The sequence below is a fragment of the Bradyrhizobium sp. ISRA442 genome (genome assembly GCF_038085055.1).
Lineage (GTDB): Bacteria > Pseudomonadota > Alphaproteobacteria > Rhizobiales > Xanthobacteraceae > Bradyrhizobium.
The window spans coordinates 582,314-605,813 of sequence record NZ_JALGCN010000002.1; the positions used below are offsets into that span (position 1 = coordinate 582,314).

At 58.3% G+C, this 23,500-nt stretch carries 17 protein-coding genes; 7 read left to right on the forward strand and 10 right to left on the reverse strand.

The features are described 5' to 3' along the window. The first annotated feature begins 44 nt into the window (after window positions 1–44). Entirely contained in the window at window positions 45–932 is an 888-nt protein-coding gene (locus tag MTR72_RS05820) for a LysR family transcriptional regulator (RefSeq protein ID WP_341510206.1), read from the forward strand. 405 nt (window positions 933–1,337) lie between these two features. Here the strand turns inward: MTR72_RS05820 and MTR72_RS05825 are convergent, their stop codons facing one another. The 5 genes from MTR72_RS05825 to MTR72_RS05845 all read right to left on the reverse strand — a co-directional run bounded on the left by MTR72_RS05825 (window position 1,338) and on the right by MTR72_RS05845 (window position 11,066). Further along, window positions 1,338–1,751 (reverse strand): cupin domain-containing protein, encoded by a 414-nt coding sequence (locus MTR72_RS05825; RefSeq protein ID WP_341510207.1) that lies wholly within the window; start codon window positions 1,749–1,751, stop codon window positions 1,338–1,340. A 353-nt stretch (window positions 1,752–2,104) separates the two neighbouring features. Continuing rightward, entirely contained in the window at window positions 2,105–7,630 is a 5,526-nt protein-coding gene (locus tag MTR72_RS05830; protein ID WP_341510208.1) for a trifunctional serine/threonine-protein kinase/ATP-binding protein/sensor histidine kinase, read from the reverse strand. Window positions 7,631–8,927: 1,297 nt separating this feature from the next. Then, window positions 8,928–9,905 (reverse strand): LysR family transcriptional regulator, encoded by a 978-nt coding sequence (locus tag MTR72_RS05835; protein WP_341510209.1) that lies wholly within the window; start codon window positions 9,903–9,905, stop codon window positions 8,928–8,930. An 89-nt stretch (window positions 9,906–9,994) separates the two neighbouring features. Then, window positions 9,995–10,363 carry a response regulator transcription factor gene (locus MTR72_RS05840; RefSeq protein WP_341510210.1) on the reverse strand — a complete coding sequence of 123 codons (369 nt, stop codon included), beginning with the start codon at window positions 10,361–10,363 and terminating at the stop codon, window positions 9,995–9,997. An 88-nt stretch (window positions 10,364–10,451) separates the two neighbouring features. Next, window positions 10,452–11,066 (reverse strand): response regulator transcription factor, encoded by a 615-nt coding sequence (locus MTR72_RS05845; RefSeq protein WP_341510211.1) that lies wholly within the window; start codon window positions 11,064–11,066, stop codon window positions 10,452–10,454. Window positions 11,067–11,760: 694 nt separating this feature from the next. On the opposite strand from MTR72_RS05845, the gene MTR72_RS05850 reads away from it, so the two are divergent. After that, on the forward strand, window positions 11,761–12,666 hold the full coding sequence (locus tag MTR72_RS05850; protein WP_341510212.1) for a sensor histidine kinase: 906 nt from the start codon (window positions 11,761–11,763) through the stop codon (window positions 12,664–12,666). Window positions 12,667–13,372: 706 nt separating this feature from the next. Here the strand turns inward: MTR72_RS05850 and msrA are convergent. Together msrA and msrB are read right to left on the reverse strand one after the other, a co-directional pair. Beyond that, on the reverse strand, window positions 13,373–13,885 hold the full coding sequence (gene msrA, locus MTR72_RS05855; protein WP_341510213.1) for a peptide-methionine (S)-S-oxide reductase MsrA: 513 nt from the start codon (window positions 13,883–13,885) through the stop codon (window positions 13,373–13,375). A gap of 2 nt (window positions 13,886–13,887) precedes the next feature. After that, a complete protein-coding gene (gene msrB, locus MTR72_RS05860) occupies window positions 13,888–14,340 on the reverse strand; it encodes a peptide-methionine (R)-S-oxide reductase MsrB (RefSeq protein WP_341510214.1) in 453 nt (150 codons plus the stop codon). Window positions 14,341–15,415: 1,075 nt separating this feature from the next. Here msrB and MTR72_RS40320 point away from each other — a divergent pair. The 4 genes from MTR72_RS40320 (at window position 15,416) to MTR72_RS05885 (ending at window position 20,036) form a co-directional block, all read left to right on the forward strand. Further along, window positions 15,416–16,822, forward strand: a complete 1,407-nt coding sequence (locus tag MTR72_RS40320; protein ID WP_445819555.1) for an MEDS domain-containing protein — start codon at window positions 15,416–15,418, stop codon at window positions 16,820–16,822. Between the two features lie 510 nt (window positions 16,823–17,332). Next, window positions 17,333–18,124, forward strand: coding sequence for an ABC transporter ATP-binding protein (locus MTR72_RS05875; protein WP_341510215.1), 792 nt, complete (start codon window positions 17,333–17,335; stop codon window positions 18,122–18,124). Beyond that, the gene (locus MTR72_RS05880) at window positions 18,121–18,981 is read left to right on the forward strand and encodes an ABC transporter permease (RefSeq protein WP_128935481.1); all 861 of its coding nucleotides are present in this window, start codon (window positions 18,121–18,123) and stop codon (window positions 18,979–18,981) included. Before MTR72_RS05875 ends, MTR72_RS05880 begins: the two co-directional genes overlap by 4 nt. A gap of 14 nt (window positions 18,982–18,995) precedes the next feature. Beyond that, window positions 18,996–20,036, forward strand: coding sequence for an ABC transporter substrate-binding protein (locus tag MTR72_RS05885; RefSeq protein WP_341510216.1), 1,041 nt, complete (start codon window positions 18,996–18,998; stop codon window positions 20,034–20,036). Window positions 20,037–20,086: 50 nt separating this feature from the next. Here the strand turns inward: MTR72_RS05885 and hutC are convergent, their stop codons facing one another. After that, a complete protein-coding gene (hutC, locus tag MTR72_RS05890; protein ID WP_128935483.1) occupies window positions 20,087–20,824 on the reverse strand; it encodes a histidine utilization repressor in 738 nt (245 codons plus the stop codon). A 238-nt stretch (window positions 20,825–21,062) separates the two neighbouring features. On the opposite strand from hutC, the gene MTR72_RS05895 reads away from it, so the two are divergent. Beyond that, window positions 21,063–21,665, forward strand: coding sequence for a HutD/Ves family protein (locus MTR72_RS05895; RefSeq protein ID WP_341510217.1), 603 nt, complete (start codon window positions 21,063–21,065; stop codon window positions 21,663–21,665). Here the strand turns inward: MTR72_RS05895 and MTR72_RS05900 are convergent. Both MTR72_RS05900 and MTR72_RS05905 read right to left on the reverse strand, forming a co-directional pair. Then, complete coding sequence (locus MTR72_RS05900) at window positions 21,647–22,486, reverse strand: phosphate/phosphite/phosphonate ABC transporter substrate-binding protein (protein WP_341510218.1); 840 nt, start codon at window positions 22,484–22,486, stop codon at window positions 21,647–21,649. The genes MTR72_RS05895 and MTR72_RS05900 overlap by 19 nt on opposite strands. Continuing rightward, the gene (locus MTR72_RS05905) at window positions 22,483–23,484 is read right to left on the reverse strand and encodes an ornithine cyclodeaminase family protein (protein WP_341510219.1); all 1,002 of its coding nucleotides are present in this window, start codon (window positions 23,482–23,484) and stop codon (window positions 22,483–22,485) included. Before MTR72_RS05905 ends, MTR72_RS05900 begins: the two co-directional genes overlap by 4 nt. Between the last annotated feature and the right edge of the window lie 16 nt (window positions 23,485–23,500).

The window sequence follows — 23,500 nt, forward strand, 5'->3', positions numbered from 1 at the left end:
CCGGGACTAAGCTCGAACATGACCAATCTCTGCGCAAAGACGAGATGACTGATCGCCTCCTTGCTCTAACACTCTTCGTCCGTGTCGCACATACCGGTAGCTTCTCGCGTGCCGGCAAGGATCTCGGACTTTCGCAACCTTCGGCGTCCCGACACATCGCGTCGCTCGAACGCGAGGTAGGCGCGGCCCTCTTCGCGAGATCGACAAGGGCCGTTGTGCTCACCGAAGCCGGGGCGGACTACCTCGCGAAGGTCGAGCCCGCGCTTGCCATTCTGGAAGAAGCGAGCCAAGCCATTCACGGCAAGGGCGTACTTCGCGGCGTGCTCCGGATAGGGTTGTCGCCTAGCATGGCGATCCGGGAGGTCATACCGCGACTTCCCGCCTTCATTTCGAAGCACCCTGCGCTGCGGATCGATTTGGCGATGGACGACGGTCGCCAAGACCTTATCAGGAGCGCGATCGACGTCGCGATCCGGTCCGGAAAGTTGGAGGATTCCTCCGCGACTCTAAGACGGGTAGGATCAAATCCTCTACTCATCGCCGCCTCGCCGGCCTACCTGAAACGGGCTGGCTACCCGAAAACGCCGAACGATCTGTCCGGACATCCCGTGTTGATTGGTGTCCCGGGCTCGAATGGCATCTGTTGCTTCGAGAAGAACGGAAGAACCGTTTCCATAAAGGTGGAAGCTCCTCTGTCGGGGAACATCAACGAAGCGGCCGTGGCTGGCGGCGTCGCCGGAATCGGGATCGTGGCCTGCAGTCTCTGGGGCTGTCGCGCCGAACTCAAGTCGGGTGCGTTAGTGCAGATCCTCAAGGATTGGAACATGGGCGCCGCCGACGTAAACGCCATATTCCCGGCCGGACGCGGAGCGAAACTCGCGGCGCGCGCGTTCGTTGAACATTTTGCGAAGAGCCTCAAGACCAATCCGTGAGTCCCGCCGTGCGTCGGCCCGTCGTCGTTCGCATAGCGTGAAATCGTGGAATGCGCCCAGCATCCGACGAGAGCACGTGGCGCATGCGTTTCAGTGTGACTCCTTCAAAAGCCACCTAAATGCGTTGCGCGGGTCAGCGGCGCCGTTTGCGTCGTGCCAACGGGCGTGCGCGAAGATAATGCGCTCGGGCTCCCAGGACAGCATCGTCTGGACCTCCACCTCCAGTTCATGCCGGTGCTGCCACGTGAAATTAGCCACAGATCACGCGACACGCCGCTGTACGGCGGTGCGATCCCGCCGATCGGCCAACGCGTGCAATCAATCATTTGGCGCGGTCGGGAGCGGCCGGCGTCCGGGCCCGCGCAGGCGCTCGATCGCGAACGCCGCGCGTCCCGGTCCACGCCCCTAGGGGAACGCCAGGCCGAAAGCGGCCGGATCCGGCTTCTCGCCGTCCCGGGGGACCAAGAAGCGCTCCAGCCCACCCGGCACGAAGCTGACCAGCAGGATCGCCTGATCGCCGACCACCTCGACCGTATGCGGCACATCGCGGGGAAGAGCCGCGTAGGCGCCCGGCCCCACCTCGACGCGGGCATCGCCGACCCGCGCGATTAGCTTCCCCTGCACCACGTAGAGCAGCTCGTCCTCGCGCGTGTGGGTGTGCAGCGGCGGCTCCTCACCGGCCCGCAGCGTCCACAGCACAGTGCCATATTCGCCTCCGGACTGGCTGCTCTCCACTTTCAGCTCGATGCTCGAATTCGCACTGGACTTCACCGTCTTGCCGCCCCCGGGCGGCGTGAGAACCGGCTGCTTTACTGGCATTTATGGCCTCCTGATTGTGGACCTTCTTCGAGTGTCGGAGTGGCGGCGTAGGCAGTGGCGCGCACACCGCGAACAAGTTTGAGGGTGCCGCCGCCGCCGGATAAAGGGAAATGCCTTGTGATTATCTGTCCGATAACCATTTATCATCGATCTCATCAGATGCGATCGCATCGCGGCGGTTTCGCCTGCTGCGGCTGCTGTGGCCACCTCGCGCATCTTCAATCAGAGTTCTGTCCATCACGCTCAGATTCTGCCGCGACCTATCCATGCACTAGCCGCCCGCCCGCTACGGCGCCATGGCAGCTTGGGAATGCGCAGGAGGGCGCTCGTGCGGACGGCTTTGCTCTACCGAGCTACACAATCAGCGGGGACACGACCTTCTTCGAGGGTATGGAAGCTTCAAAAGTTACGCCTCGTCGCGCATTAGTGAATGCGCGCAACATTCCCCCGTGCGCCTCCACGATAGAGCGGCAAATTGACAGACCCATCCCCATGCCCGATGTTTTTGTCGTGTAGAAGGGCTCAAAGATCCGCTCAATGTCCGCTTGAGTGACACCGGGGCCCGTATCGCTCACAGCAACTGTAACACTTTCATCGTCGCTCCGACTGGTACTAATGACCAAATCCCTCGGACCGTCATAATTTTCGCCCATCGCCTCGATTGCATTGAACACGAGGTTTAGTACGACCTGTTGCAGTTGAACCCGATCTCCTTCAACGAGGGGTAGCACCTCGCAGAGTTGCGTCTGCATAGTAACGCCCTTGCGACTCGCTTCCGCCCGTGAAAGGGCGACGACATCGTGAATTGCCGCATTAAAATCAAGTGCCTCCTTTTGCTGCGGCGCTTTTTTGACCAGACTACGAATGCGATCAAGGACATCGTTCGCCCGAATTCCGCCCTGTCGGATACGCGAGAATACCTGTCGTGCCTCGTCGACTTTCGGATCGGCGCCATCCAAAAAGCGCTGCCCCGCGTCCGCAAGTGTGATAGTCGCGGCGAGAGGCTGCTTCACCTCGTGACTGATCATCGCCAGCAGTTGCCCCATTGTCGTCAGCCGGTTTGCATGGGCGAGCGCCGATTGCACTTCCCGGTATCGCGACTCGCTTTCGCTGGCTTCAGCTTCAGCGCGCTTTTGCTCAGTCAGGTCCAGCACGAAGGCAACACCTTCGTCCATACTCCCTTCGAAGTTGGCGATGCCCAGCAATACCGGGACACGGCGGCCGTCTTTGCGAAAAAGCTCCTTCTCGAATGGAGGTAACGTTCCGTCGCGTTTCAGCTTGGAATCCCAAATCTGCTCGTCACGTTCGGCCCAATCCAGAGGAGTCAGGTCTGTCCACCGCACTTCGCCGAACTGAAAGTCATCGCGGTCGTATCCGACGATCTGAAGAAATGCGTCATTGGCTTCAGTGATGGTGCCTTGACTTCCGTAAATGAAAATTCCGATGATATTGGCGTCCACGAGACGCCGGATCCTGCTTTCGCGTTCGAACAAATCGCGGTACAGCCGGGCGTTCTCTAGCGTGATCGCCGCCTGCGATGCAAGCAGCTTGAGCATGGGAATCCGGCTAAATGCGAAGACTCCCGGGCCCAGGTGATTTTCGAGGTATATGGCTCCGATCAGATTGGCTTGGTTGACCAGCGGAAGGCACAACACCGAGCGTGCTTGGTGCGCGTTAACATAAGGGTCGGCGGAAAACGAAACGTCCGACACAGCATCGTCGAGTAAAACATTGCGCCTTGTGCGCGCAACGTAATTGAGAACCGATTCGGGCAAGGTCGTATCGTTTATGGGCTCATCACAGAGCCTGACCGTGACCGAGTCGCTCGAGGTGACGGCTTCGGCCTGGACATTTAAACCTGTCTTTCGCCAAAGCATCAGCAGACCACGTGCAGCACCGGTATGCTCCATGGCCATTCGCATGATCGTGTCGATCAACTTCTCGAAGTCCATTTCGGCTGATAGCGCTTTTGACATCTTAAGCACAGTGCCGAGATCCAGACTTTCGACAGTCGCGCCGAAAGTAGTGTCGGGTGAGGTGATGGTTTCGTGTGCAATTAGATGCGGATGCGACTCCTCGAGTTGCCGGACCTTGATGTTGGCACCCCAGCGAAGGTAGCAGCCGCGGGCGTTGCGCAAATAGGCGTGTGAGACAATCTCCACGCCGCGGTCAGTGTAAAAGCGCGCAGCGAGTTCGCTGGCAAGGCCCTCGTTGTGCGGAAAGCCGTTCAACTGCGCGGCGCGAATTGCCTTTTCAAAAAGGCGTTCCGCGTCGAGGTCTCGTCCCTCGAGGCGCGCTATTTCGGCGCCGACGAGCGCGACCCGATCCTCGAAGTTTTCCGGGCCATTCCGCGCCCAGGTCTCGAGCTGTCGATGATGAGCAGCGATCGTTTCGCACAGCCGCTGACGTTCTTCGATCGGCTTACCGGTCAGCGATGCGCAGAGCGCAAGCGCCGCATAAAAATGAAAGTCCGCTTCCTCGAGAAAAAGCGAGGATGTCCAGAGCAGCGTGCGTGCTTTGGATAGCGCATCGACCGCGGCCGGATAATCCCCGATCAGATAACGCAGCTGCAATTTGCGAATCCAGTACCAGCACTGAGCGATAGCCAAGCCAGGGCTGTTCGACAGGTATTGCTCGACCTGGTGCTCGTCCATGTCCTCATAGCCGAGGCAAGCAGGTTGTTTACCTGACGTACGTAACGCCTTGATCAATGCAAGTTGAGTCGCGATGATGTGTTCGACAAGCCCAAAGCGTGCGTTTCGTACGAAATGGAGTCCCCACTCGGCTTCGCGCTCGGCATGGTCCAATGGGTCGCCCGCAAAGAGAAGATGCGAATTCAGGTTGTTCCGAGCGTACGAGGCATACAGCAGGTCTCCAATATTGTTTGCATCCGTGAAACCGCGGTGGATCAACGCATTACTCGACCGAACGTGCTTGATCCAGCGGAGGCCGGTGAACACAAACACCAAAATCGTCGACGCACGGAATCGCCTGTTTTCCTGCCGTTCGATGAGGTCGAATCCTACTTGACCAAGCCGGAAACCCGCGTCGTACTGGCCGTAACGTGGGCCGGCAACGCGCGCGAACATTACATAGGCAAAACACGACGTATCACTATTGCCATGCGCGAGACTGATGCTTACTGCCCTGCAGACTGCTAGCGACGCGAGGTTCAGGTCCGTGAACATGGCAGGCGTCTGCGCCTTTATTAATACTTCCATGACAGCCAACGATGTTGGATCCTCCATGGATGGGGCCCTGAGGATCTCGTCAATCGGCCGGCTGTTCAGAATATGCAGGATCTGGTCGTATTCCCGGCGCACCTCCTCGTCCGCTGGATGGGCAGACCAGTGAATGCCTTCGTGCGCCAGGAAGTCCAGTGCGATAGCGATCGCACAATCACTCTGGCCATTTGCGGTGCAAATATCCATCCTCATGCAGGTGACGGCGGCGCGCTCCTTTGTACCGACGGCAAGGGTGTACAGCCTCGCGAGGCGCGCGTCCGCGGCCAGTAATTCACCCGTCAGAAATTCGCATTCTGCACGCTCGAATTCGAGTTCGTATGTCAAATCGCGTAGACGAAGCTGACTATTCTCCTCTAATAGAGCGGCCCCCGCGATGAGGTATTTAAGTGCAGAACTGTGAGCTGACGATGCTTTGGCACGCCGGGCGGCGATCAGATTAAGGTTTGCCAGTCGCTCGCGTTCCTCGCCCGTCACGATATGACTGACGGCCCGATTGAGTTGCCCGACTATGTCGAAGATCGCTTTCTCGAGATGCGCCGCGGGAGTATGTGCAACGAGAAGTCTTCCTATTTGCAGGTGCTTTTGTGCGCGTGTTTGCTCGGGTATGAGCGAGTACGCGGCCTCCTGTATCCGATCGTGGACAAACTGGTACTCATCCGGCAGGCGTTCTATAAGTTCCAACTGACATGCTTCCCATAGATCCGCATCCACATCTTTTTCAGTTGACTGTCGAATTCTGGAGATGACCAGAACATCTCCCCTGTTGCCCAGACATGCAAGCTCCTGTAGGGCCTCCTTGCACGCGTCCGGAAGACGCTTGATCTTTTCGACCAGCAGTTCAATGACGTTCTCGGTGTGCCGCGACGCCTGAATGTTTTCGGCATCCCAGTGCCAACATCCCGAAGCGCGATCGGGAACAATCGCGTTGCGTTCGACCAGAGCATTCAAGAACTGACCCACGAAAAATGGATTACCATTAGTCTTCGTATGCACTAGCCGCGCAAGCGATGCGGCGCGTTCGAGACCGCAGTGCAGCGCATCCGCTATCAACTGCGCTAGATGATCGCGCTCAAGGGCATCGACACGAATCTCAGTGACTGCGGTTCCTGCATCTCTCATTAATTTCAGTGTCCGTGAAAGCGGATGAAGCGCATCGACCTCATTTTCGCGGAAGGCACCGATTAAGAGCATATGACGCGGGTCTAGCCGCATTGTCATATCCTCAATGACGTCCAGCGTTGCAGCATCGAGCCATTGCAGATCGTCGAGAAAAAGCACTAGCGGATGTTCCGGTCTTGCAAAAACCGCGACGAACCGACGAAATACCAGCTGAAAGCGACCTTTTTCCTGTTGAGGAGGAAGTTCTGGTACCACCGGTTGCTCACCGATAATGTGCTTGAGTTCAGGCACGAGATCGGTAATGAGCCTGCCGTTTGGTCCGATTGATTCCAGAAAAGCGTTGCGCCATCCTCGTAACTCGTTCTCGGTTTTCCCGAGCAATTGGCGAACAAGCCCCTGGAAGGCCTGTGCCAATGTCGAGTACGGAATGTCTCCCCTCCGCTCGTCGAACTTTCCTGATGCAAATAGCGCGTGCGTTGGCATCAGGACCTTACGCAGTTCTCCAACAATCGCAGACTTGCCGATACCGGAGCCCCCGGATACCAGTACCAGCTCGGGAGTGCCGCTCCGGACGACGCGATCAAAAGCCGTCGTAAGCGTTCCGATCTGCTTCTCTCTGCCATATAACTTCTCAGGGATGAGCAGACGGTCTGATAAATCTAGCTCTGCTAGCGGAAACGGAACAACCTGGTAGTTCGTTTCAAGTTCCACAAGACAGCGCCGCAGGTCATGTTCGAGACCGACTGCCGTCTGGTATCGATGCTCCGCGGGTTTCGCGAGCAGCTTCATGATGACATTCGAAACTTGGGCCGGAATGTCAGCTAGTCCCTGTTCTGGCCGTACTGGCGTTCGCGCTATATGGCAATGAATCCACTCGCCAGGTTCTGACGCGGTAAATGGGAGCGTGCCCGTTAGCATGCGATAGAGGATCACACCGAGCGAGTACAAGTCGCTACGGGCATCTACGGAGCGATTCATGCGGCCAGTTTGTTCCGGCGCCATGTAGGCAAGAGTGCCCGCGACATATTCGGGCAGTCCGGACATACGCCGCATGCGCTGTAGCTGTGTCGCGATTCCGAATCCGGTCAACCGGACATGCTCCTCGCCGAGCGCAATGAAAATATGCACGGGCTTCAGGTCTCTATGGACGAGCCCCTGTTGATGAACACAAGCGAGCGCCTCAGTCAACTTGACGGCGAGCCTCAAGAAGCGGCCAAGCTCAAATGGTGTCCCGAGCAGAGCCTCGAGAGGTTCCTCGCCATTGTCCTCGAGGAGCAATGCAACGCGCCCACTTCGATTGACGAGCGAGAGAGGGCAAAGCGCCCATGCGCCGTGAAGCCGATCCTTTAATTCATATTCATGAGAGAGACGGGCCAGGCTGTCAGCGGATGGGATCGCAGCCAAGTTGCTGACGGTGAAAACCGTCGTTTGCTCGCCATTACTGTTTGTTCGCCATTCTCGACAGAATATGCGTTCGCCGTCTCTCCATAGGACATCTATTCCGTTGTTTCCCACTGTCGATCTCGTTCATTCAAGAGATTAACTCATTATAGGTCCACGGCCATTCGGAGGCCTTGCCGTAGAGGCCAAGCCAGAGCTGCACCCTGTAGGGCCAGGACGCCGGCAAAGCGCACCGCAAGTCCGAGGATCATCGATCCCGCAAACACCAGCTCGGCCAGAAAAACAAGAGGCCCAAAGATCGTCATATGAGGCCGCACGACATCCTTCAGGAACGCACGATGAAACTCGAATGCCACATTGGTTGACTCCTGCTCGATCCAGTATTGCAGTCCATCGGACGCCGGCAGCGGTAGCTTCCATAACATGCCCCGTAACCACAGGCTGCCGATGAGACCCTGACGACCCAGACACCCAGATGACGGCCGGTGCGTTGCGTCGGATCCTTCTGCCAATTTCGCTCGGCCATCCCGATGGCGGCAATCGTGAGCACCCAGAACAGCGCCAGGATCACGTAGCGCTAGCCCCCCGATGCATATAGTCGTTGGTGTTTCCGGTCAGGAAACGCCTGAGATCAATGAAGGGATTGGCGGGCATGCGCGGGCGCTCTGCTGATGGAGCAGTGTCTCTATGTGTCGCTTGGTCAAATCGTTACTCCGCACATCCGTTGACTGGCAGCCCGCACCGCCGAAGGGCCCAGCTGGTGCGCCTAAACCCGGACCATCAATCACTCAAACGACGACCAGTGTTCACCGCGCGTGCACCCAGTCTTCGGATCCCATGAGTTTGCCAACACATCCGTCAAGGTAAGCCGGAACGATTTCCCATCGACATCCAGGGACTGCAACTTCCCTTTGGTTATGGAATCGATGACAGGATGTTTCGCAAACCCGGCCGGTTGTTGGCTGACACACCCGGACCTCCTGCGATATTCTCTAGACCGATCCAGTTGCAAGAAGTCGGCGTTCCCGTGCTAAAACTTCATCGCAACAGAGTCGATGATCGGCGGGAACTCATCCGAGCTTCCACCTGATATCATCTGGGTCGATCTAGTAGTTTGCGAACCCACTGTTTCCGTCACATTTTGAGGCCATTTCCGCACCATCCACGGCCGTCGCCATGACAAGCCACGCAAGCAACGGCTTTCTACGACTTTTGAAAGCCGGGCCTCCCCGAGCTACTCGCTGGGACAATTGAGGGGCCTCGTGGCGCGTCTACGCCGCAACCCGAACATGTGAGCGGGCGTTCGTACTCTGCCATTGGACGGAAGTCGGGAAATGGCCGCATGACGGGCAGTCGTATCGAAACGATAGCGACGAGGCTAGTAGCGCTAGAGGCCGTGCGTCGCTCCACCCTAAGCTGTGATGCGGACGACTTCCGCGTCACGTTGACGTCGGGGCATGGTGGTGAACGGATCTGTATTTGGCGCTATCCGCGCCTGCGCCTTTGTTAGCAGCGTCTGCCAATCGAATCGCCTGCAAATCTTTATAAAAGCCTCGAGCGCGGGCGAGTATTGGCGTCCACCGACAACAAAGAGCTCAACAGTGTGTTTGAAGTCGAGGTCCACGATAGGGCGGACGACAGCATCCGGCAGTGCTGGCGCGTGCTCTGGGGTTAGCATAACGCCAAGATTTGCGCTAACTAGGTGCTGCAGGTGCTGCAGCCCTTGCGCGCGGTGCCCGGGCTGTGCGACCTGCCCCTCGCACAGGTGCTCGCGGAACGCGCGGTAGATCTCGCAGTCAATCGCTTCGAGCCATTTCGCGGATCGCAGATCCTTCAGGCTAACGGTGGACTCCTCTGCCATCCGGCTCCCCTCGGCGCATGCGACAAAGACTCTTTCGCGGAACAAGCTGAAACGCTCGATGCGTTCGGGCGTTGGCCCAATGCAGCTGCTACCCAGGGCGGCGCTGACATCGCCGCTCAGTAAGCCTTCGAAGACGTTAGAGGATTCAGCGTCGACCAGATCGACTTGGAGGCCCGGTAGCTGGGTCGTGAGCGCGGCGATCGGTTTCGCCAGGATCGACGCCGAGATCATCGGTGTCAGGGCCACCCGGAGTGTGGCGACGTTCTTCCGCTTGAATTTCTTAGCATTGGTGCGAGCCTCCTCGACGGCGAGCAGCGTCCGCTCCAGTGTGGGCAGCATTAGCTTTCCAAGGTCTGTTAACTGGCTGAGGTGCCTTTCACGGAAAACCAGTGCGCCACCAAGTTCGTACTCCAGCTTCTGAATTGACTTAGTCAGCGCGGGTTGGGAGACGTTGCACTGTTCGGCCGCCCGAGTAAAATTCATGCACTTGGCAAGGGCTACGAAATACCGAATTTGGTGGAATTCCATGGTGGCTCCTTCCTATTTCGTCAGCTAGCCCGTCAAGCGGGCTCTCGTCAGGGGACTTCGTTCGCCAACGAGATCCGGCTGGACGTCCGTTATGCGGCAACACTCCGTTGAACGATGTCGAGCAGCGATTGCGCCTCGATTGGCTTCCTGAAAAACCCGACCGCTCCGGAGTACATCGCGCGTTCGCGCCACGACTCTTCAGGGCGCCCGGTAATGAGAATGACCTTAGGTGGATTCGACATCTCGACGACGCGCTCGACGAGATCGATACCGGACAGCCCCGGCATATCGATGTCCGCGACCACGCAGTCACAGCGCTCGCTCTCCTCGGAATCGAGGAAGGACTCCGCGCTCCCGAAGCAGGCTACTTCGTGGCCAGCAGCACGCAGCAGGTAATTCAACGACTCCCGGAGGAGGGCATCGTCATCGACGACGCAGATGAGAGCTTTCTTGTTCATGAAGCGAAACTGCGCCTATTCGACGCGCTCGCCTACTCTCCCACGGCTGAGGCTAGACCTGTCCTTTTGGACAGGCTTCGATGAGCACCTACTCATCGCCTTCCAGAAGTGCCGCCATCCGGGTCAATTCCGCGAGGCTGCTGGCCATCATCTTCGTCATGACCGCGCTCCGATGAAATTTCACGGTGGTCTCCTGGATCTCTAATGCGCCCGCGATTTGCTTGTTCATTTGGCCTGCACACACTAGCGCCATGACCTCGCGTTCACGTGCGGTCAGGCTTTCGTATCGTTTGCGCAATTCCGACAGCCGGTCCGGCGCCGGCGATGGCGGCTTCCACGTTCGGATCGCGTTGGCAACTGCCTCCAACATCTCCTGGTCCCGAAAAGGCTTTTCGATGAAGTCAACAGCGCCTGCCTTCATCGCCTGAACTGACATGCGGATATCGCCATAGCCGCTCATCAGGATAATTGGCAAACGGTTATTACGCCGGGCGAGCGACGCCTGCAGTTCGAGCCCGCTGGGCCCCGGCATCCTGACGTCGATGATCACGCAGCCAGGCACATCAGCTAGATCGGCAGCAAGAAAATCCTCCGCACGACCGTAGAGCTTCACGGTGTAACCGACTGATCGCAGAAGATCGTCGATCGAATGCCTCATGAGCTCGTCGTCGTCGACGACATGGACGATAGCGTCGCCCAACATAGCTATTTCGTCTTCAGAGCAAGCGGTTGCCCTTCGGTCTCGTTCACCGCTCATGGTCCCCAAGCTTCGGCTTCCGGTCGATCCGACGCGGTCGTCCCCTCTATCATTTTGTTGGGAGACATTGGTAGGCATAGAGTCAATTCCCAATGGGAATGGATGTAGTGCCGCGCCTGAAACGCGGACGGAACGCAATTTTCCATCACCCCGCATCTCAATATCCCGGTGGGCGCCGCCACAGGACGTCCGGTTAGAGGATAGCGTTCCTAGGTCATCTCCGACAGCCATGGATGCCCAAGAGAGTCATTCCGAAGAGCTCGCTGGCCTGTTGATGACCATCACAAGCAACTGAGATCAACGTTGAAGATCACCGGGCTTACCTCATACGCATCTGATTTCACCGAGGCGAGCATCTTCACCGCCATTGTCGCCGCGCTCGCGTGCGCCTTGACCTATCGCTATTGTGTTTCGAGGATACCGCGCTCGTCCGGCGTCTAATCGGGCGCGGCCGTTCCTTTAAGGTCGATGTGACTGTAAGGATCCATTCTAGTGTCGAAGTCGGATCCCCGCCTCGCGAGGGACCGCGATAACGTAGGGATATAGAACTTATGGCGACCGAGGTCTCCAAATCGGTCCAAAGTCGTTCTCGTCGGGTGTCGCATGTCGGCGCTGTGACGAGAACTTGAGGGAGGCGCGAATGTCGGTCGTGAGCTTGCGAGAAACGTTGAAGTCAGCATTGGGGGCTATTCTTTCGCTACCAGATGCGGCCCCTGTTCCTATTGGAGACGGAGCGATCGCTATAGATCTCTCCGCCGTGGCAGAGGCGACATCTACAAATGTCCGTAATGGTCGGGCGGAGATCCCTTTGGAAGGAGCAGATGGAGAGACCACCGGCGTCCTGTGCAAAATCATTTCCAACGATATTCCGGTCTGCGGGCCCGCGGACATCCATCGAGACACCACGAAGATCTTCGTCCATGACATCGCAAATCTCTTGGCAGTTATCGATGGAGGCCTGCGGCTGCTTGATGTAAGGACTGACGCGCAAGATCGCGCTGCGATCGTTGAAAGGCTCCGCCGCGCAATCCAGCGCGGCGCGTCGCTCAGCCGCAAACTGCTGGACAGCGATCGTCCGTATTGCAGCACAGCTCGGCCCGTCTCCCATGACCATATCGTGGACATCGGTGATCTGGTCGACCAGACGCTGCGCGCTGACGTTGTTGTCGACACGCACATCGACCCGGGTCTCGAGCAGTTCCAAGCTGATCCGGAGGAGCTCCATCTTGCACTCCTCAATCTCTGCAAGAATGCAAGCGACGCGATGCCCGAAGGTGGGACGATCAGTATTAGCGCGCGGAACGTCTGCGTGCAGATAGACGCTCCCTGGGTCGAGATATCGGTTTCCGACGATGGGACCGGCATGAGCCCGGACGTGCTCGAACGAGCCTTGGAGCCCTACTTCACGACGAAGGAAATCGGCACAGGTACAGGGTTGGGTCTCACGCAAGTCAAACGCCTCGTCGAACGCTGCAATGGAACGATTAATATCCAGAGCGCGGAAAACAAGGGAACGACCGTGCGTATGCTATTTCCGTGCACGTAGAATGGCATCAACGCGGACGATCCGGAGGGCAAGTGGAGGACGGTCACATGTGCAAACAAGATCAATATCGAAAGTTACCTCTAAAAAAAGAGAGACGCGCCATCAGGATCGTGCGCGCCGCCAAGGGCCCTTCCGGCTACCCTCCACGGATACTCCTTCCCAGGCGCTCGTTGGGGCCGTCCTCTACCAGACATATCCGAATCGGCCGGTGCGACCGCTTAATCGCGGCTGGAAAAGATCGCGGGTGGCAAATGACACCGCCCCGTATGCCGCCTCTGACAGTCGCAAGCATTCAGAAGGGCCGGCTTGGCCCTACCAAGGCAACCTACATCGCCAATTTGAGTTATTCACACGGGGCCTGAATGCTCGCAGTGCCCCGCGCGATTCTTGCCGTTCTCGTGCGCCAGGTACGCACAATTCCCGGGGCTGATTGCGCGGGTTTCGTAACTCCACTCCTGCAAGTCGCGATGGCATTCATTGTTGATTCAGCGACTGAAGGCGGCTCAGAAATCTCTGCAGAAATGACGCGGAATTGCTGTTAAGACAACCGGAGCCAGCTCAGTTCTGGGTTTCATTGGTCTGCACGTAGACATGACCTACAAGCTCAGAAGCGCGTGCTTCTATTCCGAGAGTCCCGGACAGAGGCAGCACGAGAGGTATAAGGAAGAGCTTCGACGATCGCGGACGGGTCATATAGCTAATCTCCTTAGGCCCGAGTTCTGACCGGCAACTTCCACTGGAGCCGGACGAAATGGCAGGTGTAGCCGTTCGGATGCCGTTCCAGGCAATCCTGGTGCTCGGGCTCGGCCTCCCAGAAATCGCCGGCGGATGAAATCTCGGTCACAACCTTGCCCGGCCACAGCCCTGACGCCTCGACGTCGGCGATGGTATCCTCGGCCACGCGGCGCTGCTCCTCGGTAGTGTAGAAAATCGCCGACCTGTAGCTTGTGCCTCGGTCGTTTCCCTGCCGGTTGAGCGTCGTCGGGTCGTGGATCTGGAAGAAGAACTCGAGCAACTCTCGGAAGCTCGTCTGACTCGGGTCGAATACGATCTCGAGCGCTTCGGCGTGCGTTCCGTGGTCGCGATAGGTAGCGTTCTTGACGTCGCCGCCCGAGTAGCCGACCCGCGTCGAGACGACACCGGGCAGGCGCCTGAGCAGCTGCTGCATTCCCCAGAAGCAACCTCCTGCCAGGACCGCTCGCTCTGTAGTCGCTGCCATCGTCAGGCCTCCTGCTTTGAGAACAGCGCTGAGTACTTGCCGTATCCCTCTCTTTCTAGTTGGTCGCGGTGGATAAACCTCAACGAGGCCGAATTTATACAGTACCTCAACCCGCCCTTGTCGCGCGGCCCATCTGGGAAGATGTGGCCAAGATGGCTGTCGCCGTGCTTGGAGCGAACCTCGGTCCGCGTCATGCCGTGCGAGCTGTCAACGTTCTCGGTGACATTTGCGGCCTCTAGGGGCCGCGTGAAACTTGGCCATCCCGTTCCGCTGTCGAACTTGTCGAAGGACGCAAAGAGCGGCTCGCCGGAAACTACGTCGACGTAGAGACCAGGCTCCTTGTTGTCCCAATATTCATTGGCGAAGGGACGCTCGGTCCCGTCAGTCTGCGTGACGCGGTACTGCTCGGGAGTCAACTTCGAGACCGCTTCGGGGTTTTTCCTGTAGGTCGGCATTCGCCGTGCTCCTTTTTGTTCTGCAAAGACCCAATCATAGAAATCTGCGACAATCGTATTTCGCAGACTCGAATCGGGTCATTGACTCCGGAAACTCCCGTCCATGCTGTGACGAGCCGCGGCAAACTGCCAATTCCCTTCTGGAATACGTTCGATAATTCCTCGGCTACGCCGTCGTGAACGGTAGATGAGGCGATGGCGGCGCCTTATTCGAGTCTCGCCAGTTTTGCGGGAAAACTTTGTGCTGGGATGCCGCCTGTTCCAAGCGCTGATCGATCACGCGCAAGCTAGAGCAGAGTCAGAAAAGGCGGATTGTATGCGCGCCGTTAAAGCGCAGCGATAAGCTACGTCGGGACGCAAACCAGCAAAAATGACGGCTCGTTATCGTTTCCATTCCATCCGTTTGGCGCTAGGGAGTTCAGTCGGGAAGCTGGCCTCTTAAAACGGAGGAATCGTAGCCGACTCGCGGCTTTCCACACAGCCAGGGTCAGAAATCGACCATCGGCACTCCCTCCCCTTCGTCTGCTTCACACCAAGGGGCAGACCTTGAGGCTCACGGAACTTAGCGCCTACTTTGTGACTGATAAGCTTTTCGTGAGACTGATAAGGTTTGCAGCCAAACCTTATCAGTCTGCCATTGCCGTGGTTTGCCACCTCGCCGTTCAAGACTGCGCCGAGGTGGCCCCCACAGCGGTCAAGTGCGGCAGCGCAATATGTCGCGAAGGGCCCACACGCGAATGTCGTCGCCTAATCGATTATTGGTGGATACAGCGATGAGCAACCCACGACTTTAGCCGACGAATGCGCCCCTTGGTAAAGCCGATGCGCGTCAGACCTTCGATCAACTGTAAGCATCACTGACATGCCTCAACAACAAAAAGTTCATGGCGCTTTCGATCCCGGGAAGGAAATTCATGGCCGAGCATAAGAAGTCGGCTTAACCTTCCCGACCGTTGGGTCGGAATTCGATACTGACCTAGAGCACCATCATGATCAAAACGCCAATCGCTACTGCTGCGGCCGCAGTAGAACTTTTGTTTGCGCGACCGGAACGTTGGAAATTGGAGGTGACCCAATGACAACGGAGATGCGGAAGACCGGAGTCGAAGTCGTTGGCGACATGGTGGCCTGGGGTGCCCACTTTTGCCTCTTCTATGAGACGAGAGAGGATCTCCTCGACACGTTGATCGAATTCTTCAAGTCGGGTTTGGGGAGGGAGGAGTATTGCCTGTGGGTTGTTGCCGCGCCTTTTACGATCGAAGAAGCCACAGCTGCATTGAAAGCCGCGGTGCCTGACCTTGATCGACACCTGGCGGACTCCAGGATGGAAATTGGGTCGGCAAGCGATTGGTTTCTCCAGGGCGGGACGTTTGATGGCAAGAGGGTAACAAACGCTTTGTATGAGAAGTTCGCTCGCGTATCGGCCAGAGGGTACGCCGGAATGAGAGCGACCGCGGATACCACCTGGCTATCAAAGAAGGACTTCTGGAGACACTTTTGCGACTATGAAGATGGTCTCAACGAGGTCATCGGCAATCAGAGCCTCGCCCTGCTGTGCACGTACCCGCTTGCGACGTGCGGAGCTCATGAAATCCTGGATGTGGTGCGTACACACCAGTTTGTCCTCGCAAGGCGACACGGGAATTGGGACATTGTCGAAACCGCCGCGCTCAAGCGAGCCAAGGCCGAAATCAAGGGGCTCAATGAGGAACTCGAACAACGTGTCGTAGAACGGACCAACCAGCTGATGTTAGCGTCGGAAGCGTTGCGGGAAGCGCAGACGCAGCTCGCGCACGTCAATCGCGTCGCAACGATGGGAGAGCTGTCGGCCTCGATTGCCCATGAAGTCATGCAGCCAATCGCGGCGACAGTTACCAATGCCGGAGCTGCCTTGCGCTGGCTAAATGCGCAGCCGCCAAATCTGGAGCGGGCCCGGGAGGCGCTCGGCAACACCGTCAAGGCAGGCAACCGAGCCACCGACGTCATAGGCCGGATCCGTGCCCTAATCAAGAAGGCGCCCCCACGGAAGGATATCTTGGAGATCAACGGAGCAATCCTTGAGGTCATTGCCCTGACCCGCGGCGAAATTTTAAAGAACGGCGTCTCGGTGCAGACACAACTCGCGGAGGGCTTGCCGCTCATTCAAGGAGATCGAGTCCAACTGCAACAAGTGATCCTCAACTTGATCATCAACGCCGTCGAAGCGATGAGCGCGGTCAGTGAAGGGGCGCGAGAGTTGCTAATCAGCACCGGAAAAGATGCATCGGGCGGGGTGCTCGTCGCCGTGCGGGATTCGGGCCCGGGACTGAAGCCGGAGGGTTTTCACCGCCTGTTCGACGCATTCTACACCACCAAGCCCGGTGGCATGGGCATGGGACTATCGATCTGCCGATCGATCGTCGAAGCTCATGGGGGACGAATATGGACCTCTCGTTCGGCCGGCCCGGGTACAGCCCTTCAATTTACCCTGCCAGTGGGGTGAGAGTGTAAACGCAATATTGCACTCGTCCTCGCAGCCCCGACGTCGTGAACGGTAGCGGAGCGCTAATCACGGCTGATCTGCGACCGAACCTCCGTGAGCTCCACGTCGCAACTCATCGGCGGCCGGGCGACGAGGCCACAGTGAGGCGGACGCCCTGTCGCTGGAGGGCTTGCGTCGGGTAGCGCGGTTGTGCCTCCCTAAACTCCAACATGGGGCCGCCCCTCCGCGGGTTGTCGATCTCCCAGCCGCCATCTCACGCACGAAGAGACCTTGCGAGAAGAGGTTGAGACCGGGCCAACTATCTAGCCGGCTAATGCCGAGGGGTAAATTTGCCATTCAACGACGGGCACGCAGTACGGGATCTGTCCTAGGCAGGCACGAGGTTAGGGGGGTCTAACCTTTCTGCCTGACCACCCGCACGCAGCAGCCCGAAATCTCATCACCCATGCCAGCTTGCCCATCCGGCCGGCTTCGATTATGTATATACATGTTAGAATAAGGGTGACCGGAATGACCGACCGCGTACTCGCCTTCGATGGGATCGGGCAGGAGTTTCCGTCTCCGGGACAACGGACGAACATTCGCGTGTTGGATGAGATCAGCTTCGAGGTTGATCGCGGGAAATTTGTTGCAGTTATCGGTCCGAGCGGATGCGGCAAGAGCACGCTGCTGCAGATGGCGGCTGGGCTCCTGATTCCAACCCGTGGTGCAGTACGTCACCGCGGCCGCGCAGTGGCTTCGATCAACACCGAAGTCGGCTTTGTTCCCCAACAAGCCCAATTATTTCCCTGGAAGACCCTGTTTGAGAACGTCGAGCTTCCCCTCTTGTTGCGGGGTGTTGCGGCTGAGGAACGCAGTCAGCGGGTCGCGAGCGCGCTCGGCTCCGTCGGCCTCAAGGGCTTTGAACATCATTATCCCAGTCAACTTTCTGGCGGCATGCAAAAGCGCGGTTCGATCGCGCGTACCTTGGTTTACCGTCCAGATATCATCCTCATGGACGAACCGTTCGGAGCTCTAGATGCGCAGACCCGCATGGTGATGCAGAGCGATCTGCAGAAACTGTCTATGGAAGCTGGTGCGACTATCGTGTTTGTAACGCACGATATCACCGAAGCCGTGCTTCTCGCCGACTATGTGGTCGTGCTGAGCCAGCGACCATCCCGCTTACTGGCGAACATTCCGATCGATCTCCCACGGCCACGCAACATGTTCGAGCCATTCCGCAATCCAGGTTTCGAGGCCGCCTACGACGCGGTTTGGACTGAGTTCCGTTCGCAGATCAATACGGGACAAGTCCATTGACCGAGGGCAAGCCGGTGATCGACATGGCGTATTCCGCCTCCATGGATACCAAGCCCCCGCACCGAGCCCTTCCGGCAATTGTCGCCCGATCGTTTCAGTGGCTGCTGAAACTTCTACCGGGCGTCGCGCTGCTTCTGTTCTGGCAATACGCATCCGGTCGATTGATCAAAGAGATCTACGTCAGCAAGCCTACCGCAGTCGCGCAACGCCTGTACGAACTGTTTGCCTCGGGTGAGATCTATCCGCATCTTTGGACAACCGGCCAGGAGCTTGTGCTCGGTTACGTTATCGGCGTCGCAGGCGGTGTGATCGGCGGCTACACTCTTGGCCGATCGCCCAGACTCGCGCGGATATTCGAACCTTACGTAATGGCGTTCTATGGGGTGCCAAAGATCGCCCTCGCCCCGCTCTTCATCATTTGGTTTGGCATCGGGATGGGTTCGAAGGTCGCCCTCGCCTCGATCATGGTGTTCTTTCTGGTCTTTTACAACGTATTCGCTGGCGTGCGCAGCGTTGACCGCGAACTCGTCAATCTAACCCTGGTGATGGGAGCCAACCAGCGACAGCTCACCTATCACGTCTTTCTGCCTGCTGCCGCGCCGTTCGTGATGCTGGGCATGCGGCTCGCAATTCCGTACAGCGTTATCGGCGTGATTGTTGGCGAATTTACCTCGTCTGCCCAGGGACTCGGCCTTTTCATCCACGAGGCATCGTCGACGTATGATCCGGCAGGCGTATTCGCAGGGATCGTGATCCTCCTTGCATTCGTGACTGTTGCTAACGTCCTTGCTGGTCGCCTTGAGCGCCGACTGTTGCGCTGGCGCTCCCTATCGGGAACCGGTCCAATCGACATTTAGAAACGGAGAGCTTCATGCGCACGATCCTCAGGGTAGCGAAAATTGCTGTCATCGGAGCTGCGTTGGCGCTGTCGCCAAGTTTGGCCAATGCCCAACAGACAGTACGGATCGGGCTGGGCGCTCCGACTTTGAGTTTTCTGCCGATCTGGTCGGCTCGCGCGCTAGACACGTTCAAATCGCAGGGATTGACGGCCACAGTCGTCGCATTGCCCGGGGGCGACGCCTCTGCACTCGCTGCACTCGATGCCGGCGATATAGAACTTGCGGCTGTCGGGCCCGATGCGATGCTTCGCGCGGCAGCCAAAGGCCGGCCTTTCGAAATCGTCTATTCATTAATGTCGAAAGTTACGCTCCAGCTCGTTGTCTCGCCCGCACTGTTGGAACGTACCGATGTTAAGGCGACCGATCCCTTGGCAAAGAAGCTCGCTGCCATGAAGGGCGCGCTCGTCGGCGCTACCGCGCTTGCAGGCGCGCAGGAGATCGCGGCGCGCTGGCTCGCCGCGAAAGGCGGCCTTGATCCAAAGAACGACCTAAGGGTTGCTCAGGTTGGTAACCCTACCGCCGTTCAAGCCGCGCTCGAAGCGAAGCGGATCGACGCCTTCGTGCTGTCTCCACCGGAGGGATACCTCGCCGAAAAGGCCGGCACTGGCGTTGTGCTTGTGTCGCTTGGCGACGACTTCCCCCTGCTTGCGAACCAGCCCTATCTGGTGCTCGTCGCCAAGAAGCCCATTAGCCAGGCGACGGCCGATCTGATCACCAAGACAGCAAAGGCCCTGCAAGAAGGCAGCGCAGCTGCGGTCAATAAGCCGGACGAGGCGGCGAGCGCGATCCAGAAGCAGTTCTTTGCCAAAGCGGATCCGCAGGCAATTGCGGCCGCGCTCAAGACGATGAGCAGCGGCGTCGCCGATGGCGGGAAAATCGACGTCCAGAGTATGCAGAACGCGCTGACTTTTGCCAAGGAGGTTGGCACCAACTTTGGCAAGGAGTTCGACGCCAAGTCTTCCGAGAACGATCTGTGGACGAACCAATTCGTCGACGCCGCTAAAGCCAAGTGATCGTCTCTGCCGACGGCCTCGAAGCGAGGAGCTGTCGGACAATGGAACGACTAACCGCACGGGGTGAACCTGGCCACCAGATCGTACAGCTGCGCGGGATGGGTAAATCGGACCGCCGTGATCGGCTCACCATTGCGCCACGTCCATCGTTCGATGACGAGACATGCCGTCCCGACATCAATCGAAAGTTCAGTGGCAACAGAGGCATCCGCGTTGAATGCGGATATGCGGTGTTCGGCTTCGGTCCACGGCACGTGGTCGACCAACCAGGTGCTTGGCGGTACGATCGAGAAATCTTGCAGGGAAGCGTCAGGCACCGCCTTCAGGTTGAGCAGTCGATCTTCCAGCGCGAATGGCTGCTCCGCGGCGTCGTGACGACAGCGCACCGCCAGTATGGGTTCGCGAAGGTGAACCTCCAGCCGCCCCCTGTCTTCTCGCGTCGCGCCTCGCTGCTGTCGGTCGAGCAACTCGTAGCCATACCGTTCGCCGCGACTTTCGACCTCAGCCTTGAGGTCAGGAATCTGCAGCACCGCGGAATGGACCTTCGGACGTGCGACGAAGCTGCCCGCTCGCCGGCGACGCTCTACCAGGCCGGAAGCAGCCAGCGCCGAAAGGACCTTGTTCGCCGTCATGCGGGCGCATGAATATGTCTGCATAATCTCGTGCTCGAACGGGAGCCGGTAGCCAGGCGGCCACTCGCCCGAAAGAATGCGGCCCTCAATGTCGCTGCGGATGCGTTGATGGAGGGTCGTCCCTGCCCCGCTTCCCCGTTTTGCTACCGTGCTCATTCTGCGAATGGACCCCCAAGTCGGCGCTGGACGCGCAACATCCGATTCCCGCGCACCTGACTACGCCTGCCACAAGCAGGGGCCAGTTCGAAAATGCACCCGGCGCCATGAAATGCAGTCCATTTCGGCGAAACAGTCTAGAGACCTGCTATATGTATATACAACTTACATCAGAGCGCCAAGTGTCTGTCGCGCTTGATGGGTCCTGGCCAACAAACTGGATGACTCCTCAACCATCATGAAGATCGTTCGCGCTAATGAATGTCGAACGACGCCCTGGAAGAACGGCGGCGGCTCGACGACCGAGATTGCTATCTCGCCGCCAGGTGCCTCGCTCAATGCGTTCGACTGGCGCATCAGCATGGCCCACGTCGCTTCTGACGGCCCGTTCTCTGAATTTCCCGGCATCGCCCGTACCCTTGCCGTCGTCGGGGGGAACGGACTATCCCTCACAATCGGGAGTGCCCAGCCGGTCGTGCTGGATCGCAATACCGCCCCTGTGAGCTTTCCCGGCGATACTCCGACCTCGGCGCGATTACTCGCCGGCGAAATCGTGGATCTCAATGTGATGACGCTGCGAGACCAATTCGAGCATCGGCTCCTGCAGGTCCGCCAACCGATAGATTGCGATTTCATCGGGTATGACGTCGCCGTCGTCGTTGCCCCATTTGACGACGTCTGCCTTTATTCAGCCGACAGCAAGGCGACAACACTGGCATGCGGTGACGCGGCCATCTTGATGCGCGAAACCGACTTCAAATGTCAAATAGCTCCGGCCGCTGCGGCTGCGTGCTATCTGGTGGTGCTTCGTCAATGCCGAGGTCAAATCGGCCGGACGTAGCCTGCCGCGCGGGCCTCGGCGTCCCAACGCAACATCAGTTCGTAGTCCCCAATCTCGACAGGAGCGAAACCGTTAAGACACAATGCGTCCCGCAAGAAAGCGCACTCGGACGCCTTGGCAAAGGTCGTGAGAGTTGCCTGCAGCTTGGCTACAATATCGTCCGGACATCCAGGCGCGGCTACTAGAAACGGAATCGGCGCAGGTTCGGTCGTTGCAACGATCCTGAGCCGGGAGCCAAGCTGCGGTTCGTGACGGATCATCAGATCCAACGCGTAACTGTCAAGCGGGCCGACGTCGACATCGCCGGCAACAATCGCGTCCATAACCTGGCGCGGGGTCGTCAGCGGACCGATACTTTCGCGATAGAGCTCGGTACCGCGCCGCCGGTAATATGGCAGGAGGTGATGGCGCACCGCATTGTAACCGGAATGAGAGTCCTCGACGGTGTAACCGAGCCGGCCGCCAAAAGTGTCCTCGATCGTCTGAAATTCCGAGTCCGAGCGTACCAGGAACCTTGTCGCATAGACCGGGCGTCCGGGAACCGGAGCGTTGGCGGGAATCGGCGCAACGATCGGCTGGGGCCGATGTTTCGCCAACATGAACGGAAATCCGCACATAAAGGCGCAACCCAGATCGCGCCGCGACCAAAGGTCCGCCAAGGGAAGCGGAAAGGCATGATCTACAATATCGAGGTTGACCCCGCTAACGCGAGCGAGCCAGCCGAACAGCCCCTTCCATGCGATCGCTGCCTGGGAATTAACCGAATACATTCGCGCATTCGCGGCGTAGCACATGTCGGTATGTGCCTGACTGGTGTTCACGCAAAGCGCAAGCGCTGGCCTACCCCGATCCGCTCGGCCTTTTCCAGCATTGCATGGCCCAGCGCTATATCGGACAGCGAGAGCCCGCGATGCCAAAGCAGATTGGTTTCCGCATCGCTTTCGCGACCTGGCTTGAGACCAGCAACAATCTGGCCCAGTTCGGCATGGAGCGTCTTTTCGGACAGCTTGCCCGCTTCGACGTGAGCACGAAGACTACCGAACTTCCCGCCCTTGCACTGCCCCCAATCATCGACAACCAGCTTTGTCATGATATCGGTCAGGGAGAGTTCGATTGCACTCATCGTACCGTAGGGCACGACAAAAGCGCCCTTCTTGATCCACTCGGTCTTGAGCATCGGCGTCGGTTTGTCGAGACGGGACGCCTCGACCACGATGTCCGCCCCGTCAAGACATGACTTCCAGTCAGCGGTCGCCACGACCTTCTTGCCGAGATCCTGACTGAGTCGATCTGCGAAACTGTTCCGGCTCTCCTCCCGGCGCGAATGGACGCGGATCTCATCGAAGTCGAAGAGATGATCAAGCAGCCGCACGTTCCAATAGGCCGTCCCCCGCGCACCGATGTGACCAAGTATTCTTGAGTTCTTGCGAGCCAAATACTTGGCACCGATCGCCGTCACCGCCCCGGTTCGCATGTCGGTGATTCCGCTCGCATCCATGATTGCCCTTGGAGCGCCGGTCCGAGGATCAAACAGGGCCAAGATGCCAAGCTCCGAATGAAGACCGAGCTTGTAGTTGTCTACGAAGTCACCGACGATCTTGACTCCGGCCCTATCGATCGGCGGCTTTATCGCCCCACGCAAAACGTTGAAATGCCCATTGGCGGCGCCTGGTTCGAGATGGACGCGGGGCTCGATAACCGTGTCACCTCTTCCTTGCGCCGCAAGACTCGTTTCGATGGCCGCGAGGATCTCTTCGTCGGCAATCTTGAGTTCGTCGATGTCGAGGCGGTTCAAATAGGAGATATAGATTGGCGGCATGATGGCGCGGCTCCCT